Raw genomic sequence first — 15,830 nt, forward strand, 5'->3', positions numbered from 1 at the left:
GTTCACCGGCAGCCCTCCGGCCCGCCTGCCGAGGAGTCGGGCGGGCCGGACCACCGTAGCGCGCGCGACGGGCGCGAGTTGACGGGCCGCCTGATGAGGAGGCCGACTCGGCCGTGCACGAGGAGGGCCCGTGCCCCCTGGACTCAGCTGCCCGTACCCGTTCTGCCCCAGTCGGGGCCGACTTCGGCCCAGGCGCGGTCGAGCCGGGCGTACCGCTGTTGCATCATGCGCCATACGACGAGTCTGCGGGCGATTTCCGTCAGACCGCCCGCGAGCAACGCCGCACCCATGCCTGCGAGCACCGCGTGGGTGTGAGCGGCGGACGTGTCCATGGGACGCATCACGGGGTGGCCCCGGTCGTCCGTCCAGATCCGGATCCGGGTACCCGGCGCGGTCTCCGTGGACGCAGCCGCCACCTCGCCCGTATGCGCCGTACCGTCCGGGGCACGCCAGTCGGCGACCACAGACGTACGCACGGAGTCCTCGGTGACGGCGGCCTCGGGGTCCTGGGCGAAGCGCGAGGGGCCCGACAAGGCGCGGACCACGACGGCCGCGGTGGGATGGCGTTGCTCGTGCTGGGTCCGTACCACCTGCTGGAGTGCGTTGTCCGTGAACGAACCGACCCTCCAGCCGAGCACCGGCGCCGCCAACAGCATCAGCAGCAGCGCGACCAGCGCCACCCACACCTCGTGACGGTCGGTCGCCCGGCACACGGGATTGTGCCGCCACCGCCGGAATCCCAGAACCGCTCGCACAGTCATGCCCCCCTTCCCTGTCCGTGATAACCCGACAGGGCAACGATTACGTCCGAGGACGGCGAAGAGAGAGTAACCTCACGCCGTCAACGCCCTTCCTGTCTCCCGAGGTTCCCGGGGCGCCGCGAGTCCGGGCGGTCAGTCCAGGACTCGCACCGGGTCCCCGACCCGGATCACTCCGGTGCCCTCAGGGATCATGTTCTGGCCGAAGAGGACATGTTTCCCGTCCCGGCGGTGCCGGGCGAGCGTGCGCAACGGCTCTCTGCCCCTCTCCGCCGTCCGCTGGTCGGTGGTCGTGATGACACACCGTCCGCACGGCTTCACGACACGGAAGGCGACCTCCCCGATCACGATCCGCCGGAAGCCGTCCTCGGCCCAGGGCGCTGTGCCGTCCACGACGACGTTCGGCCGGAACCGGTTCATCGGAAGCGGTCCCTCCTCCGGATGATCCCCTTGTGCCACCAGCGAGTTGAGCGCGTCCAGTGAGGCACTCGTGGTGAGAAGCAGTGGGAAGCCGTCCGCGAGCGACACCGTCTCGCCCGGCCGGCCGAAGTGTGGATCGACGGGTCTGCGGTGCGACGGCGCGTCGAGATGGACGAGCCGGACCTCCGCACCCAGGCGCGCGCTGAACCAGGCGTGTGCGGCCTCGTCGGCCACCACCACTTCGACCGTGCTCCGGTGCAGCTCGGCAGTGACGGCGCAGGCCGGATCGGGCACCTCGACGGCCAGCGACGGGCTCCCGGGCGCGGACAGAACGAGTCCACCACCGGGCAGGAGCTCGGCGGACAGCTGAGCCATGCGGGGCTGCTGACGCTGGGTGACGACTCTGCTCCCGACGTCGATCAGCATCCAGCGGCGGTCGCCGGCGAGTCCCCATGGCTCGACGGCGGCCTCGTCGGCCGCGTGTGCTCCCAGTGACTTGACCGGGTGGATGCGTACAGCACCGAGTACAGGCGAAAACATGTCTTCATCCTGCCAGCCGCCACTGACAGTGGCCGGCGGCGTCCGTCAGTACCCCCGGCCCTGGTACGGACGGTTGTACGGATCCTCGTACGGCGACTGCGCGGGAGCGGGCGCGGGCCGCGGCGACGCGGGGCGCATCGCCTCGTACCCCGTACCTGGCCGCTGCTGCTGCGGCGGCTGTTGGTAGCCGCGGGGCGTCGACGGCTGCTGCGGGATGTACGGCGCCGGCGCTTGCTGCAACTGCGCGGGCTGCATCATCGGCGCCTGCTGCATCCCGGCGTTCTGGTACTGCGGCTGCGCCGCCTGCTGCGGGTAGCCGTAGGACCCGGTGTGCTGCGACGGGGCCGCAGGCAGGGCCGGGAGCGCCGACGGCAGAGCCGGCAGGTAACTGTTCCCGGTGTCGTAGGCGGCGGGAACCCGGATCGGTGCGATCTGAGGGGTCCCCCGCTCGGCGACCAGGGAGTCGTAGATCGGGGTGTCGGGGAACGACGGCGCGGCGTAGTAGCCGCTGCCGTAGGTGGAGCGGGGGGAGGTCATGACACATAAGTTAAGCCCACGATGTGCTGATTGGGGAGCCCCAATCTTGGGGTTATCCGTTTTACGCTGCTTTTGTCGGCCTGACCTGCCCAGGCGTCGATAAAGCCTCTGTTAACAACAGGGGATTTTCTGTTGGAGAGAAGCCCGTTGGCTGACGAGAAGTGGCGGCCGGACTACAAAGGGCGACCCCGTGTGGAACTCGCCAGGACGTGGGGGCGGCTCGTCGGCCGGGGTGCCGCCCTTCGCTGATCCTCAGTCCGGCGACAGAGGAGAACCCGCCCGGAACCCGCGTGGCCGGCTCCAGGCGACTCTCACGAACTGGTGCGTGGGAGCCCGGCCCCGCAGGCTCATGTCCTGGGTCCTCCCGGCCGGAGTCTTGTCCCTCGCGATCAGTTCTCCGTGGCGGGAGCACAGCGGCTCCCGGAGTCCGGGAGTTTCCGCTCGACGAGGTAGTCGTCCACGGCGTCGCGTGTGCAGTCGGTGCGTCCGTAGACGCTGTGACCCGCGCCCTCGTACGGCAGGAGGACGGTCGTCCTGCGCGTCTGACGGTGCACATTGGTCGCCCACGTGTAGTTGTTCGCCGGATCGTGCAGCGAATGCAGCATGAGGATTTCGGGTGCCTCGGTGATGTGCAGACGGTGCTGCGGGTTGTTCACCCTGTCCGGCCAGCCGACGCATCCGGCCACCGCCGCGTGGACGCGTGGTGAGCCGCGCAGGTGCGGTGCGGCCCGCAATTCGGCTCGGGTCAGACCGGCGTACTCCTGGTAGTTCTTCGGCCGGAACCGCCAGTCCTGGCAGAACACCGCGTAGAACGGTTCCGCGCGCGTCCGCTCCTCCGCTCCCTGTGGTGCCCGCGGTTGAGGCCGTAGAGTTCGCAGCCGTTCCTCCGGCACCCGCTTCTGCGCGTCGAGGCCGGCCACATATGCGGCCAGCTCGTCCCAGTCGGGACCGTAGAAGTACTCCTTGAAGGCCTTGAACGCGATCGCGCGCGCGGTGAGAACCTGATCAGGGCTCTGCGGATCGTGCACCTCCCCTCGGTCCGCCCTGGCGAGCAGGTCGTCCCATACGACCGTCACGTCCCGGCCGTGCAGGGCGCACGAGCTGGTGGACTCGCACCACTTCACGAACTGGTGGAACGAGTCCTCCGCTGTGGCAGCCGAGGAGACGAGGAACTCCCGGGTGCCGAGGCTGTGGTCGATGTTCGCGGTGAGGGCCATGGTCCGGATCCGGTCGCCGTACCGTTCCGCGTACTGCTCGCCGATCAGCGTGCCGTAGGAGTGGCCGAAATAGTTGATCTTCTCCTCACCCAGTGATCCGCGGACCGCGTCCATGTCCCGCACGACGCTCAGGGTGTCGGCGTGGTCGAATACCGGACCGCTGTGCCGTCGGCAGTCCTGGCGTAACGCCCGGTTGTACGCGGCGAGTTGGTCGAACTCCTGCTGGTCGCCGGGGTAGGCTGACGGTGCCTGGTCCAGCAACTTCGCCGAGCACTTGACCGGTTGGCTGCCCCCGACGCCCCGTGGGTCGAACCCGACGATGTCGAACGTCTCCTGAACATCCGCGCTGAAGTGTGATGTGGCACGCCGTACGGCGAAGTCCACTCCCGAATCTCCCGGTCCACCCGGGTTGACCAACAGCACGCCGACCCGGCGATCCGGATCGGTCGCCTTGCGGCGGGCCACCGCGAGATCGAACTTCTCAGCCGACGGGCGTGCCCAGTCGACGGGCAGGCGCAGGGTCCCGCATTCCGCTGTGGCGTCCTGGGGGCACGGTTTCCAGTCGATGACGTTCCGTGTCGTCGGGCTTCTGCCCGGAGGGCCGGCATCCGCCGCCTCCACGCCCGGCGTCGACGCTCCGGCGAGTACCCCAGCGGCGAGCACCCCGGTGAGTGCCTTGAAGAGCGGTCGCATGATGTCCTCCGACGTACGCCATGGATCACGAGGTTGCGTCCTGGCCGAACATGGCAGCGATCCGACCGGGTCACAATCGCGCGGGACGAGGATCGGGGAAGGCACCGGGACGCGGTCAGGGTTGTCCTCCGGGTGGCCTCTCAGGGGTTGCCCCCGGGCGCCCGAGTCTTCCCCGGATGTGGAGCCCCCCGGGCCGGGGGCCGGGTGGTGCCGATCCGGGCTGCGCCTGCCTGAGCTGACCCGAGGTGGTGCTGAGGCCGGTGCCGGTCAGGGCACCGAGGAGTCTGATGGCTGTGCCCCACGCGGCGAGGTCGGAGGGCGTGAGCTGTTCTCCTGCGGCGGGCTACGGTCGTGATGCGTCCTTGTTTCCCGTCTGCACCGTGGGGTGTGGGCTGACTGCCGTCTCTTCTGCATCCGCAGTCCGGTCGGACTTCATCGCCTCGGCCTCGCTCTTGAGGATGCGGGCCGATCTGCCCACGGAACGGGCGAGGTCGGGGAGCCTTTTGGCGCCGAAGATCAATATGACGACGATGAGGATGATCGCGATCTCGCCGATGCCCAGCATGGGTGTGCCGTCTCCCGGTAGTTGAGTGGCAGGGGCGACGGACGCGGCGCGGCGCAGTTGCGGCGGACGTCTGTCGCTGGTGTACGACCGTCGGTCAGGGTGCGTGGCGCGTCCTGCGGCGCCGGGTGTCAGTTCCGCGAGGGCGTCGCGGGGCCGGTGAAGTCCGGGCTCGCGAAGTCGGGGCTGGTGTAGCCCACGCGGCTGCGGTATTCCGGATGCGGGTCGTGGGCGGATGGGCGTGGCGGGGACTGCCCTGCGGTGCTGCGAGCCGGACCGGGCAGATGTCGGTGCAGGAAGGGCAGGAGGCCGCGCTCCAGCAGTGCGTGGCACCAGGCCTGGTGGGCTGCGGCGACAGACGGGTCGACGTGCTGCGGGGGGCCGTCCGGGGTGAACCGGTGCCGCACGGCGGTGGCGATCAGGGCGGCGGCGGAGACGAGGGCCGCGAGTGCCGCCAGCGCGGCGGTGGTCCAGCCGGTGCCTACGAGGGCAGCCGCGAGAGGCTGTTGAGTACCGGCGAGTCGGAGGCCGTAGCCAAGAAGGAGGAATATCGCTGATGCGGTGGCGGACAGGAGCGGGGTGAGTACCGCCAGCGCGCTCAGCAGTCCGCGGCCCGTTCTTGTGGTGTCCGCGTCTCGTGGGCGGGGAGAGTCGCGGGCCGCGGAATCCTCGGCTCGGGCCCGCAGCCCGAGGTAGACCCGGTACTCGACGTCGGCCTCGGCCTTGATGGCCTCGGCTGCGATCAGCGCCTGGGTGCGTAGACGGCCGGCGTCGATTTCCGCGTCCGGATGCCGCAGGGCGGCCTGGATCTGCGGGGTGTCCAGGGCCAGGCGTAGTACCTGTTCGAAGTCTGTTCCGCTTCCCGCCTCGGGCCGGTCGGGCGCATGCATGAGAGGAATCCCCGTTCGTGTCTGCCCGTGGGGCTACGGCCTTGTCGCCCCGGACCGTGTGTGGAAGGGCAGTCCTCTGGGGGAGCCTGCCTGGTGCTGCCGTAGTCCTGTACGTGAGGTGGCGCCCCGACCGGTGGCCGGGGCGCCGGCGGGCCGGCCACCGACCGGCGGCCGACCTTGGGGGATGGCTCAGACCCCGACGCCGAAGTCGGCGGCGATTCCAGCCAGTCCGGAGGCGTAGCCCTGGCCGACGGCGCGGAACTTCCATTCCTCACCGTGCCGGTAGAGCTCGCCGAAGACCATGGCGGTCTCGGTCGCGGCGTCCTCGGACAAGTCGTAGCGGGCGAGTTCGGCGCCGCCTGACTGATTGACCACGCGGATGAACGCGTTACGGACCTGGCCGAAGCTGTGGCCGCGGTTCACGGCATCGTGGATGGAGACCGGGAAGACGATTCTCGCCACGCCGGCCGGGACGGCGGTCAGGTTGACCTTGAGCGACTCGTCGTCGCCCTCGCCCTCGCCGGTGAGGTTGTCTCCGGTGTGCTCGACCGAACCGTCGGGGCTCTTCAGGTTGTTGTAGAAGATGAAGTGCTGGTCGGAGAGGACCTTGCCGTTGCCGTCCACCAGCAACGCGCTGGCGTCGAGGTCGTAGTCGGTGCCGGTGGTGCTGCGTGCGTCCCAGCCGAGCCCGACGAGGACGGCGGTCAGGCCCGGGGCCTCCTTGCTGAGCGAGACGTTGCCGCCCTTGGCCAGACTGACACCCATGGTGCTGTTCCCTTCGCGTGTACTCGCACCGCACCCCCGGATCGAGGGGCGGTTCCGTGATGACCAGCCCTTTGAATCTACAGCACTGTAGAAGTTGGGAGGAGGGGTGCGCGCCCGGGTGTCCGAAATCGGGTCAGTGCATCCGGGGGCTGTGTCCGGATCGGCGCCGTACAGCTCCGCGGCACGCCATATTCGCGCCATGTTCAGGGGGGCGCGGGCTCGGGGAGTGCGGTTCAGGGTGTCCCGTCAGTGGTGTCCGGTTCGGGATTCCAGGCCAGGAGCCTGACCTTCGCGACGGTCCGGACATGACGCCGCATCGCCGCGGCCGCGGCCTTCCCGCGCTGTTGCTCGATCGCGTCGAGGATCGCCTGGTGCTGAGTCAGGGAGCGGCCGGGGCGACGGGGCTGGCGCAGGGATTCATGCCTGCTCTCGGTGATCTGGTCGGCGATGGACCGCATGAACTCGGCGAGCAACGCGCTGTGGGCGGCAGTGGTCACGGCGGCGTGGAAACGCCGGTCACCTTCGACGCCGTGGCCGCCGTCGGCGATCTCCGCGGCCATGTGGGCCAGCGACGCTCTCAGTGCGGTCACGTCCTGCTCGGTGCGCCGCTCCGCCGCGAGTTCGGCGAGTTTCGTCTCCAGCGCCTCGCGTGCCTCCAGTACGTCGGGCAGCCTGCGCCGGCGTTCGACGAGCCGCTCGACGGGTTCGGCATCCAGTCCGTTTCCGACGAGGTAGGTTCCGCCTCCGTGCCGCACCTCGACGAGCCCCTGCACTTCGAGGACGACGATGGCTTGCTTCACCGAAGCCCTGGAGACTCCCAGGCGTTGAGCGAGGTCACGCTCCGGCGGGAGTCTGTCGCCGGCCACCAGAGCGCTCTCGGCGGCGTACGAGCGCAGCCGGTCGAGCACTTGCTCGTACAGTCGTGTGCGCCCCATGGGCCGCAGTGCGTCGGACATCCCCTGCCCCTGTTCCGGAGGGCCCCGCCCTCTTGGCACCGGAAGCCTAGCAGCGCCCACGTGGTCCAGTGGCTGAACCAAATTCTGTGCAACCCCTTGACGGTTGTTTCCGCTCCCCCGACTCTGAGTGCCGTCAACAGGCCAAGTGGCTCATCCACTAGACCAATGAGGGTCGGCCCCAGGACGGGAGCCCGCAATGTCCGCGGAACTCATCTCAATCCTTGTACTCGTGGTGGTCTTCGCGATCGCCACCACCCGCTCGATCAACATGGGGGCGCTGGCCTTCGCTGCCGCGTTCGCGGTGGGCGAGCTGGTCGCCGGCCTGGACGCGGACGGCATCTTCGCCGGGTTCCCCGGAGACCTTTTCGTCGTCCTGGTCGGCGTCACCTACTTGTTCGCGATCGCCCGGGCCAACGGCACCACCGACTGGTTGGTGCATGCGTCCATCCGTCTGGTCGGCGGGCGCATCGCTCTGATCCCCTGGGTGATGTTCGTGATCACCGGGGCGCTGACGGCGATCGGCGCGGTCAGTCCTGCCGCGGTGGCGATCGTCGCACCGATCGCGCTGAGCTTCGCCGTCCGTTACGGCATCAGCCCGCTGCTGATGGGCGCGATGGTGGTGCACGGAGCGCAGGGCGGCGGATTCTCCCCGATCAGCATCTACGGCTCGATCGTGAACGGCATCGTGGAGCGCGAGAACCTGCCGGGCAACGAGATCGCGCTGTTCCTCGCCTCGCTGGCCGCCAACCTGATGATCGCCGGTGTGGTGTTCGTGCTGTTCGGCGGCCTGAAGCTGGCCCGGCACCGCGCCGAGGAGAGCGACGGCGACTCAGCCGGATCTCCTGCGGGGGAGGGGAGTGCCCGGCTCGACGTGCCCCGCACAGCCACCCTTCTCTCGCTCCTCGCTCTGGTCGTCGCCGTACTCGTCTTCGATCTTGACGCGGGTCTGACCGCAATCACGCTCGCCGTGCTGATCAGCGCCGTGTGGCCGGACACCAGCCGTACAGCGGTCGGTGCGATCGCCTGGCCCACCGTGCTGCTCATCTGCGGCGTACTGACCTATGTCGGCGTACTCGAGGAGATGGGCACGATCACGTGGGCCGGGGAGGGAGTCGGAGGCATCGGAGTGCCGCTGCTCGCGGCCCTGCTGCTGTGCTACATCGGCGCGATCGTCTCGGCGTTCGCCTCGTCGGTCGGCATCATGGGCGCGCTGATCCCGCTGGCCGTGCCGTTCCTCGCGCAAGGAGAGATCGGGGCGGTCGGAATGATCGCGGCGCTGGCGGTGTCGGCGACCGTGGTGGACGTCAGCCCCTTCTCCACCAACGGCGCGCTCGTTCTCGCCGCGGCGCCGGACGTCGACCGGGAACGCTTCTTCAGGCAGCTGATGGTGTACGGCGGGGTCGTGGTCGCGGTGGTGCCCGCCGCGGCGTGGCTCGTCCTGGTGGTGCCAGGGTTCGGGTGACCCGGCCGACTCTTGCTGCGGCTTTCGACCTTCTGCCGGTCCGTCGATTGGAGTACGACGCGTGAACACCCCCAGGACACTCTTCCCCGCACTGGCCGAGAGCAGTTCGCGGCCCGCCCTGCAATTCGGGGACCGGACCCTGTCGTACGCCGAACTCGCGGCGTCGGCCGGCTCCCTGGCCGCCACCCTCGGTACGGCCCGCCGCGTCGCCGTGTGGGCGACGCCGACTCTGGAGACCGCGGTCGGTGTGGTGGCGGCGCTCCTCGCAGGAGTCCCCGCGGTGCCACTCAATCCACGGATCGGCGGGCGGGAACTGGCGCACATCGTGGCCGACAGCGCGCCGTCACTGGTCCTGGCCGCAGCAGGCGACGAACTCCCCTCCGCGTTGGACGGACTTCCTCGCAGGGACATCGACGCAGCCGCGGGACCTGCGGGCGCGCAACCCGCTGAGCCCGGCCCCGGCCACCCGGCACTGATCGTCTACACCTCCGGCACCACCGGCCCGCCCAAGGGCGCCGTCCTGCCGCGACGAGCCCTGACCAGCACGCTGGACGCGCTTCAGGACGCCTGGCAATGGGACGCCGACGACGTGCTGGTGCACGCGCTGCCCCTGTTCCACGTGCACGGGCTGATCCTCGGCATCCTCGGGCCGCTGCGGCGCGGGGGATCGGTGCGTCACCTGGGGCGGTTCAGTACCGAGGGGGTGGCACGGGAGCTGAGCGCCGGAGCCACGATGCTGTTCGGGGTGCCGACCATGTACCACCGCATCGCGGAGACCCTCTCCGTGGGGCCCGGTGACGCCGCGCTCGCCGAAGCGCTGTCCGGTGCGCGCCTGCTCGTGTCGGGATCGGCCGCGCTTCCGGCGCGGGACCACGAACGGATCGCGGCGGCGACCGGCCGGACCGTCATCGAGCGGTACGGGATGACGGAGACCCTCATGAACACCAGTGTGCGTGCGGACGGTGAGCCTCGGGCCGGAGCCGTCGGCGTGCCCCTGCGGGGCGTCGAGCTGCGGCTCGTCGACGAGGCGGGCCTACTCGTCGGAACGGGACCGGACGCCGTGGGCGAGATCCAGGTGCGCGGCCCGAACCTCTTCACCGAGTACCTCAACCGGCCCGAAGCCACCGCTGAGGCGTTCACCGAGGACGGCTGGTTCCGCACCGGAGACATGGCAGTCCGCGATCGGGACGGTTACGTCCGGATCGTCGGCCGCAAAGCGACCGATCTCATCAAGAGCGGCGGTTACAAGATCGGCGCGGGCGAGATCGAGAACGCGCTGATGGAGCACCCCGGCGTGAGGGACGCGGCCGTGACAGGCGAGCCGGACGCCGACCTCGGCGAGCGGATCGTGGCGTGGATCGTGCCCGTGGACCCGCAACACCGCCCGGTACCGGCCGAGTTGGCCGACCATGTGGCTGCTCAGCTTGCCCCGCACAAGCGCCCACGGGCCGTGCGCTACCTGTCCGAACTGCCCCGGAACGACCTCGGCAAGATCATGAAACGGGCCCTTCGTGCGTGAGGCTCCAGGGCGGGCGGGCGCAGGCCCGGCGCGCATGACGGCACGCGAAGCCCTCGCATCCGTCGCCGACACCCGCAGGCGACTGTCCACACCCCCGGAGGCCGGCGAATCCGACGGCCCGCTCGGCTGGCGGGGGTACGGCGCCTCCCGCCGGAGCGCGGCCCGGCGGACGGGTGAGACGGAATCCGTGGTGTGTGCCACCGCCGACATCGGTGGGGTCCCCGTGGTGGCGCTCTCCTTCGAGTTCGGCTTTCTGGGCGGCTCGATCGGCGAGGGCACCGGCGACCGGATCGTGGCGGCTCACGCCCATGCGCGTGAGCACCACCTGCCGGTGGTCACCCTCGTCGCCACGGGTGGCAGCCGCATGCAGGAGGGGACCTGCGCGCTGAGCCAACTCCAGCGGGTCGCCGAGCAGATCGTGCACACCCGGGCCGCAGGCCTGCCCCAGCTCGCCGTGCTGCGCGATCCGACCACGGGTGGTGGCTGGGCGACGCTCGGCGCCGGGGCCGACATGATCCTGGCGCTGCCCGCCTCGCAGGTGGCCTTCGCCGGGTCGCGGGTACGGCCGCCCGAGGCCGATCCGGCCGCGTACACGGCGGAGGCCCAGCTCGCGGCGGGCCACATCGACGCCGTAGTACCGCAGCGAGAGCTCCGCGACGAACTGGCGCTACGGCTCCGGCTGCTGACGTTCCCCCGGTCGCGGGAGCCGGCCCCACCACCTCACGCGCTCGGTGCGGGGGACCTGCCCGCCAGCGGATGGGACGCGGTCGCCCGGGCGCGAGCCCTCGAACGGCCGCGCGCGGAGGCCTACCTGGACGCCTACTTCACGTCACGGGCCGAGGTCGTGGGCGATCGCTGTGGGGGCAGGGACACGGGAATGCGCTGTGGCTTCGGCTTCCACGAAGGACGCACGGTCGCGTACGCGGCCCAGTGCGGAACCGCGACACGGCCGGCCGGCTACCGCACCGCGGCCCGGCTGATCCGGCTCGCAGACCGGCTCGGCATCCCCGTCCTGACCCTGGTCGACACCCCGGGCGCCGCGAACGACGCGTCGGCCGAGCAGGCCGGAGCAGGATCGGCGATCGCCGACCTGTTCACGGCCGTCGCTTCGGCCCGCGTGCCGCTGACCACGCTCGTCATCGGCGAGGGCGGCTCGGGCGGCGCGCTCGCGCTCGCAGCCCCCGGCAACACCTGGGCCGCACCGGACAGCTACTTCTCGGTCATCGCCCCCGAACTGGCCGCCGCGATCCTCAAACGCCCGCCGTCCGCGAAGGGTGCCACCGCCGACGAGCTGCGGATCCGGCCACAGGATCTGGTCGAGCTCGGCTTTCTGCGGGGGCTGGTGTCGCGGAGCGCCTGATCTCCCGTCTTCCGGGGCGGGGGACCTCCTCTCACGAAAAGAGGTATGCCCATCCGGTCTCGCGCCGGGGCGGCGACCGCCCGCCGCACACAGCACGGAGTTCCTTCCCCTCTCCCCGCGGAAAGGCAAGTCCTTGATCAGTTCACTCCTCGCCGGAGCCCGCCGCGGCGTTCAGGTACCGCTGGCCAGACGTCTCTCGATCGCCGTGGCCACCACCTCGATAGCGGCAGCCCTCGTCGTCTCGGTCCCGACGACGGACGCCGCAGGTGACACCCCAGCCGGACAACGGCCCGGCGCGCGGGCCTGGTTCACGTCCTGGGCCGGCTCACAGCACGACCTCGCCCCCACTCCCTTGCGTGACCAGTCTGTTCGCATGATCAGCCACCTCAGCCAGGGAGGTGACGCACTGCGTGTCCGGATACAGAACACATTCGGGACGACCCCCCTCACCGTGGACGCCGCCACTGTGGCACTCACCGACGGAGAGAGCGCTGCCGTCCAGGGGCGCCCCCGCCCCGTCACGTTCGCCGGCCGGCACGAAGCCGTCGTCCCGGCCGGCGGCGAGCTCTGGAGTGACGCCACCACCCTGACGACCCGCGCCCAGGGGGACGTCGCGGTTTCCCTGTCCGTGTCCGGCACCATCGTGCCGGGTCGGCACCAGGCCGCCTTTCGTACCAACTACCTGACCGCGCCCGGCACCGGGGACCACACCGGCGACACGAGTGCCACCGCCTACACGGAGACGACCCAGTCCACCTACCTGGTCACCGCCGTGGACGTACACAACCCGCGCCTGAAGGGCAGCCTCGTCGCCTACGGCAGCTCCGTGGTCGACGGGGTCGGATCCACCGACTGCGGACCGGGCTGCACGCAACTCGGCACCAATCGCCGATGGACGGACGGCCTCGCCCGGCGGATCGCCACGGAGCTGCCCCCCACACGCCAGCTCGCCGTGGCCAACGCCGGTGTCAACGGCACCACCAGCGCCGCCGACTGCCCGAAGCTCGCTGATCACCTGCGCGGTCTCGACGCACGGGCACGCCTGCAGAGGGACGTCCTCGCCCTCCACGGAGTCACCGGAGTCCTCTACTACTACGGCACCAACGACCTGCCCGCCGGATGCGACGCCCAGCAGGTGCTGGCGAGTTACCGGGACGTCTTCGGACGTCTGCACGCGGCGGGGATCAAGGTGTACGTCACCCCGGTGACCCCCCGCCCGAGCTACACCGATGAGCACAACAGGAGTCGCTACACCATCAACTCGTTCGTCTCGAGGCGGAACGACTGCAGCGGCGCCTGCGACGGCATCATGGGCTTCGACCAGGTCCTCAAGGACCCGCTGAAGCCGAACGCCATCAACCCGCCCTACGACACCGGGGACGGTGTCCACGCGAACATCGCCGGTCAGCAGGGCCTGGCCGACACCCTCTCGCTGCCGATGCTCGCATCCTCCGCACATCGCTGACGACGTCCTGAAGTACGCCGGTGGGCGCCCCGGCAGGACCGGGGCGCCCGGTGGAAGACGGCGGTCATGCCGCCTGGGGCTGGAGGTAGCGGGCCAGCAGGTCGTCCAGACTCACCATGCCGGTGAGCCTGCCGGTGCCGTCACGCACCACCGCGAGTGTGGCCCGGCGGCGGCGCAGCAGCTCGATCGCGTCGGCCACCGTCGTGTCCTCGGTCAGCTCGGGCACGGGACGGGCCAGAGCGCCTGCGCTGGTGGCCCGGCCCTGGGCACGGGCCACCAGGACGTCACGGGCGTGCACCGAGCCGAGCACATCCCCGTCCTCACGGACCAGCAGCCGGGTACGGTCGCTCTCGGCGGCCCGGCGGAGGATCTGATCCGCGTCGGCCCGGGCGTCGATCGCGGTGATGCCGGCGGCCGGTACCTGAAGGTCACGCACCGGGGTCTCCGGCTCGGTCAGTGAACGGGTCAAGAGGTCGGAGTCCGTCCCGCTGATCAGGCCGAGCCGCTCGGACTCCTCCACCAGGTGCGTGAGCTGCTCCCTGTCGTGAACGGAGGCCAGTTCGTCGCGAGGGGCGACCCGGCACAACCGGACCAGGCCGTTGCTCATCCGGTTCAGGATCCGGATGAGCGGGCGTACGACCTTCACGACGCCCCGGAAGGGCGGGGAGAGCAGCATCGCGGAGCGCTCGGGATGGGCGATGGCCCACGACTTGGGTGCCATCTCGCCGAGAACCATATGGAGGAACACGACCACGAGCATCGCCACCGCGAACGCCACGCCGTAACTGAGTGCGGCGGGCAGGCCCAGCCTGTGCAGCAGGGGGTCCAGTTCGTGGGAGATCGCGGGTTTGGACACCGAGCCCAGGCCCAGCGTGCACACGGTGATGCCGAGCTGCGCCCCGGCCAGCATCAGCGAGAGTTCACGCATGCCGGCCAGGGCCGCTCCGGCGCCGCGTCGCCCCTCGGCCGCGGCCTTCTCCATGCGGTGGCGTCTGGCGGCGACCAGTGCGAACTCGGCCGCGACGAAGAAGCCGCTGCCGATGAGCAGCAGGACGGTGACGAAGAGTGCCATCGGGAAGGTCATGCCTGCTCCACCGGCTTCCGGGACAGCCGCTCGATCCGGACCCGCTCCGGGACGTGCCGGTCGAGGGTGTGTACGTCGATCACCGCGCCGTCGCCGTCGGGCAGCGTGAGAGTGAGGTGGTCGCCGATGGCCGGGAAGCGGCCGAGCCGGTCGACGACCAGACCGGCCACGGTGTCGTAGTCCTCTCCCTCGGGCAGCTCGACGCCGGTGGCCTCGGCGACCTCGTCCAGGCGTCGTCCGGCGTCCACCAGCCATCCCTCACCGTCCGCGACAGCGACCTCGGTGACCGTGTCCGACTCGTCCGCGATGTCACCTACGAGCTCTTCGGCGACGTCCTCGTAGGTGACGAGGCCCGCCACGCCGCCGTGTTCGTCGAGGACCACGGCGAACTCGTCGTCCCGCTCGCGCATCCGCTCCACGGCATCCGGCAGGGGCAGGGTGTCCGGCAGCAACAGTGGCACCCGGGCCACCGCTGCTGCCGTAGTGGTGGTGAGACGGCCGGCGGGCAGCCTCATGAGTTCCCGTACGCCGAGGACCCCCGCGACGTCGTCCGGGTGGTCGCCGAGCACGGGATAGTTGGAGTGGCCGTGCTCACCGATGAGGTCGATGGCCTCGTCGGCGGTGGCGTCCTTGCGGATGAAGACCGCGGCGACGCGCGGCACCATCACCTCGTGCAGTGTCCGCTCGGAGAACTCCAGGGCGTGGTCGAGCAGTTCGGCGGTCCCGCGCGGCAGCTGCCCCTGCTCGTGCGACTCGCCGATCAGGTGCCCCAGCTCCTCGAGCGTGGCGCCGTGGTGCAGTTCCTCGACCGGTTCGATGCCGGCCTTGCGCAGCAGCTTGTTCGCCGCGCCGTCGAAGATCCGGACCGCCGGACCGACGACCCGCAGGTACGCCAGCGTGGAGGCCGCGAGTGACTTCGCCAGCCGTTCCGGAACGGCGATGGCGAGGTTCTTCGGGGCCAGCTCGCCCAGCACCATCTGCACGACCGTGGCCAGGGTGAAGGCAAGCACGACGGAGATGCCGGTGACGGCGCCGTCGGGGATGCCGAGGCCGGAAAGGGCGGGCCTCAGCAGCGCGGAGACGGAGGGCTCGGCGATGAAGCCGACGACCAGACCGGTCACGGTGATGCCGAGCTGGGCGCCCGAGAGCATGAACGAAAGACGCTCCAGCACCTTCAGGGCGCGGGCGGCTTTCGGGTCCCCGGTCCTGGCCTCACGCGCGAGGGCGAGCCGGTCGGCGGAGACGTACGCGAACTCCTGGGCGACGAAGTAGCCGGTGCCCGCCGTCAGCACGAACACGGCCAGTACGCCGAGCCAGGCTTCCAGGGCGCTCATCCGGCATCACCGTCCCGCCGCGTGCCGTGCTCAGGAAGTGCTGGGCGTGGTCGGGGGCTGTGCCCCGAAGGGTCCGTCGATCTGGCGGACAAGCGGTGGCTCCTCATCTAGGTGTGCGTACACACAAACGATTCTGACCGGAACCGGGTTCCCGGCCACTTCGGGTGACGGCCCGGCGTGGGCGTGCCGCGCGGTCCGCACCGGCGCGCCACCGAGGACGACCTCGGACGTCATGGGTCACCTCTGGCTGACACAGGATCGTATTTCG

14 protein-coding genes are annotated in these 15,830 nt (G+C 70.4%); 4 read left to right on the forward strand and 10 right to left on the reverse strand.

Going from position 1 to position 15,830, the window contains the following annotated elements:
- Nucleotides 1–143: 143 nt before the first annotated feature.
- From ACFYQ5_RS14690 to ACFYQ5_RS14725, 8 genes are all read right to left on the reverse strand, one after another.
- Nucleotides 144–761 (reverse strand): hypothetical protein, encoded by a 618-nt coding sequence (locus ACFYQ5_RS14690; protein ID WP_389197542.1) that lies wholly within the window; start codon nt 759–761, stop codon nt 144–146.
- Between the two features lie 132 nt (nt 762–893).
- Complete coding sequence (locus ACFYQ5_RS14695) at nt 894–1,718, reverse strand: MOSC domain-containing protein (protein ID WP_389197544.1); 825 nt, start codon at nt 1,716–1,718, stop codon at nt 894–896.
- 45 nt (nt 1,719–1,763) lie between these two features.
- On the reverse strand, nt 1,764–2,255 hold the full coding sequence (locus ACFYQ5_RS14700) for a DUF6643 family protein (protein ID WP_389197546.1): 492 nt from the start codon (nt 2,253–2,255) through the stop codon (nt 1,764–1,766).
- A gap of 389 nt (nt 2,256–2,644) precedes the next feature.
- A complete protein-coding gene (locus ACFYQ5_RS14705) occupies nt 2,645–4,165 on the reverse strand; it encodes an alpha/beta fold hydrolase (RefSeq protein ID WP_389197548.1) in 1,521 nt (506 codons plus the stop codon).
- A 343-nt stretch (nt 4,166–4,508) separates the two neighbouring features.
- Nucleotides 4,509–4,730, reverse strand: a complete 222-nt coding sequence (gene tatA / locus ACFYQ5_RS14710; RefSeq protein ID WP_389197550.1) for a Sec-independent protein translocase subunit TatA — start codon at nt 4,728–4,730, stop codon at nt 4,509–4,511.
- Nucleotides 4,731–4,858: 128 nt separating this feature from the next.
- Nucleotides 4,859–5,617 carry a hypothetical protein gene (locus ACFYQ5_RS14715; RefSeq protein ID WP_389197552.1) on the reverse strand — a complete coding sequence of 253 codons (759 nt, stop codon included), beginning with the start codon at nt 5,615–5,617 and terminating at the stop codon, nt 4,859–4,861.
- 189 nt (nt 5,618–5,806) lie between these two features.
- Nucleotides 5,807–6,382 carry a TerD family protein gene (locus tag ACFYQ5_RS14720; protein WP_389197554.1) on the reverse strand — a complete coding sequence of 192 codons (576 nt, stop codon included), beginning with the start codon at nt 6,380–6,382 and terminating at the stop codon, nt 5,807–5,809.
- A 233-nt stretch (nt 6,383–6,615) separates the two neighbouring features.
- Complete coding sequence (locus ACFYQ5_RS14725) at nt 6,616–7,338, reverse strand: FadR/GntR family transcriptional regulator (RefSeq protein ID WP_389197556.1); 723 nt, start codon at nt 7,336–7,338, stop codon at nt 6,616–6,618.
- A 196-nt stretch (nt 7,339–7,534) separates the two neighbouring features.
- Between ACFYQ5_RS14725 and ACFYQ5_RS14730 the strand changes: the two genes are divergently transcribed.
- The 4 genes from ACFYQ5_RS14730 to ACFYQ5_RS14745 all read left to right on the forward strand — a co-directional run bounded on the left by ACFYQ5_RS14730 (nt 7,535) and on the right by ACFYQ5_RS14745 (nt 13,144).
- Entirely contained in the window at nt 7,535–8,800 is a 1,266-nt protein-coding gene (locus ACFYQ5_RS14730) for an SLC13 family permease (RefSeq protein WP_389197558.1), read from the forward strand.
- A gap of 61 nt (nt 8,801–8,861) precedes the next feature.
- On the forward strand, nt 8,862–10,319 hold the full coding sequence (locus ACFYQ5_RS14735; protein WP_389197560.1) for an acyl-CoA synthetase: 1,458 nt from the start codon (nt 8,862–8,864) through the stop codon (nt 10,317–10,319).
- A gap of 34 nt (nt 10,320–10,353) precedes the next feature.
- The gene (locus tag ACFYQ5_RS14740; RefSeq protein WP_389197562.1) at nt 10,354–11,679 is read left to right on the forward strand and encodes a carboxyl transferase domain-containing protein; all 1,326 of its coding nucleotides are present in this window, start codon (nt 10,354–10,356) and stop codon (nt 11,677–11,679) included.
- A gap of 133 nt (nt 11,680–11,812) precedes the next feature.
- A complete protein-coding gene (locus tag ACFYQ5_RS14745) occupies nt 11,813–13,144 on the forward strand; it encodes an SGNH/GDSL hydrolase family protein (protein WP_389197564.1) in 1,332 nt (443 codons plus the stop codon).
- Nucleotides 13,145–13,208: 64 nt separating this feature from the next.
- Here the strand turns inward: ACFYQ5_RS14745 and ACFYQ5_RS14750 are convergent, their stop codons facing one another.
- Complete coding sequence (locus ACFYQ5_RS14750) at nt 13,209–14,228, reverse strand: hemolysin family protein (RefSeq protein ID WP_389197566.1); 1,020 nt, start codon at nt 14,226–14,228, stop codon at nt 13,209–13,211.
- The gene (locus ACFYQ5_RS14755) at nt 14,225–15,562 is read right to left on the reverse strand and encodes a hemolysin family protein (protein ID WP_389197568.1); all 1,338 of its coding nucleotides are present in this window, start codon (nt 15,560–15,562) and stop codon (nt 14,225–14,227) included. Before ACFYQ5_RS14755 ends, ACFYQ5_RS14750 begins: the two co-directional genes overlap by 4 nt.
- Between the last annotated feature and the right edge of the window lie 268 nt (nt 15,563–15,830).

Origin of the sequence: Streptomyces sp. NPDC005794 (genome assembly GCF_042871445.1) — a bacterium.
Classification (GTDB): Bacteria; Actinomycetota; Actinomycetes; order Streptomycetales; family Streptomycetaceae; genus Streptomyces.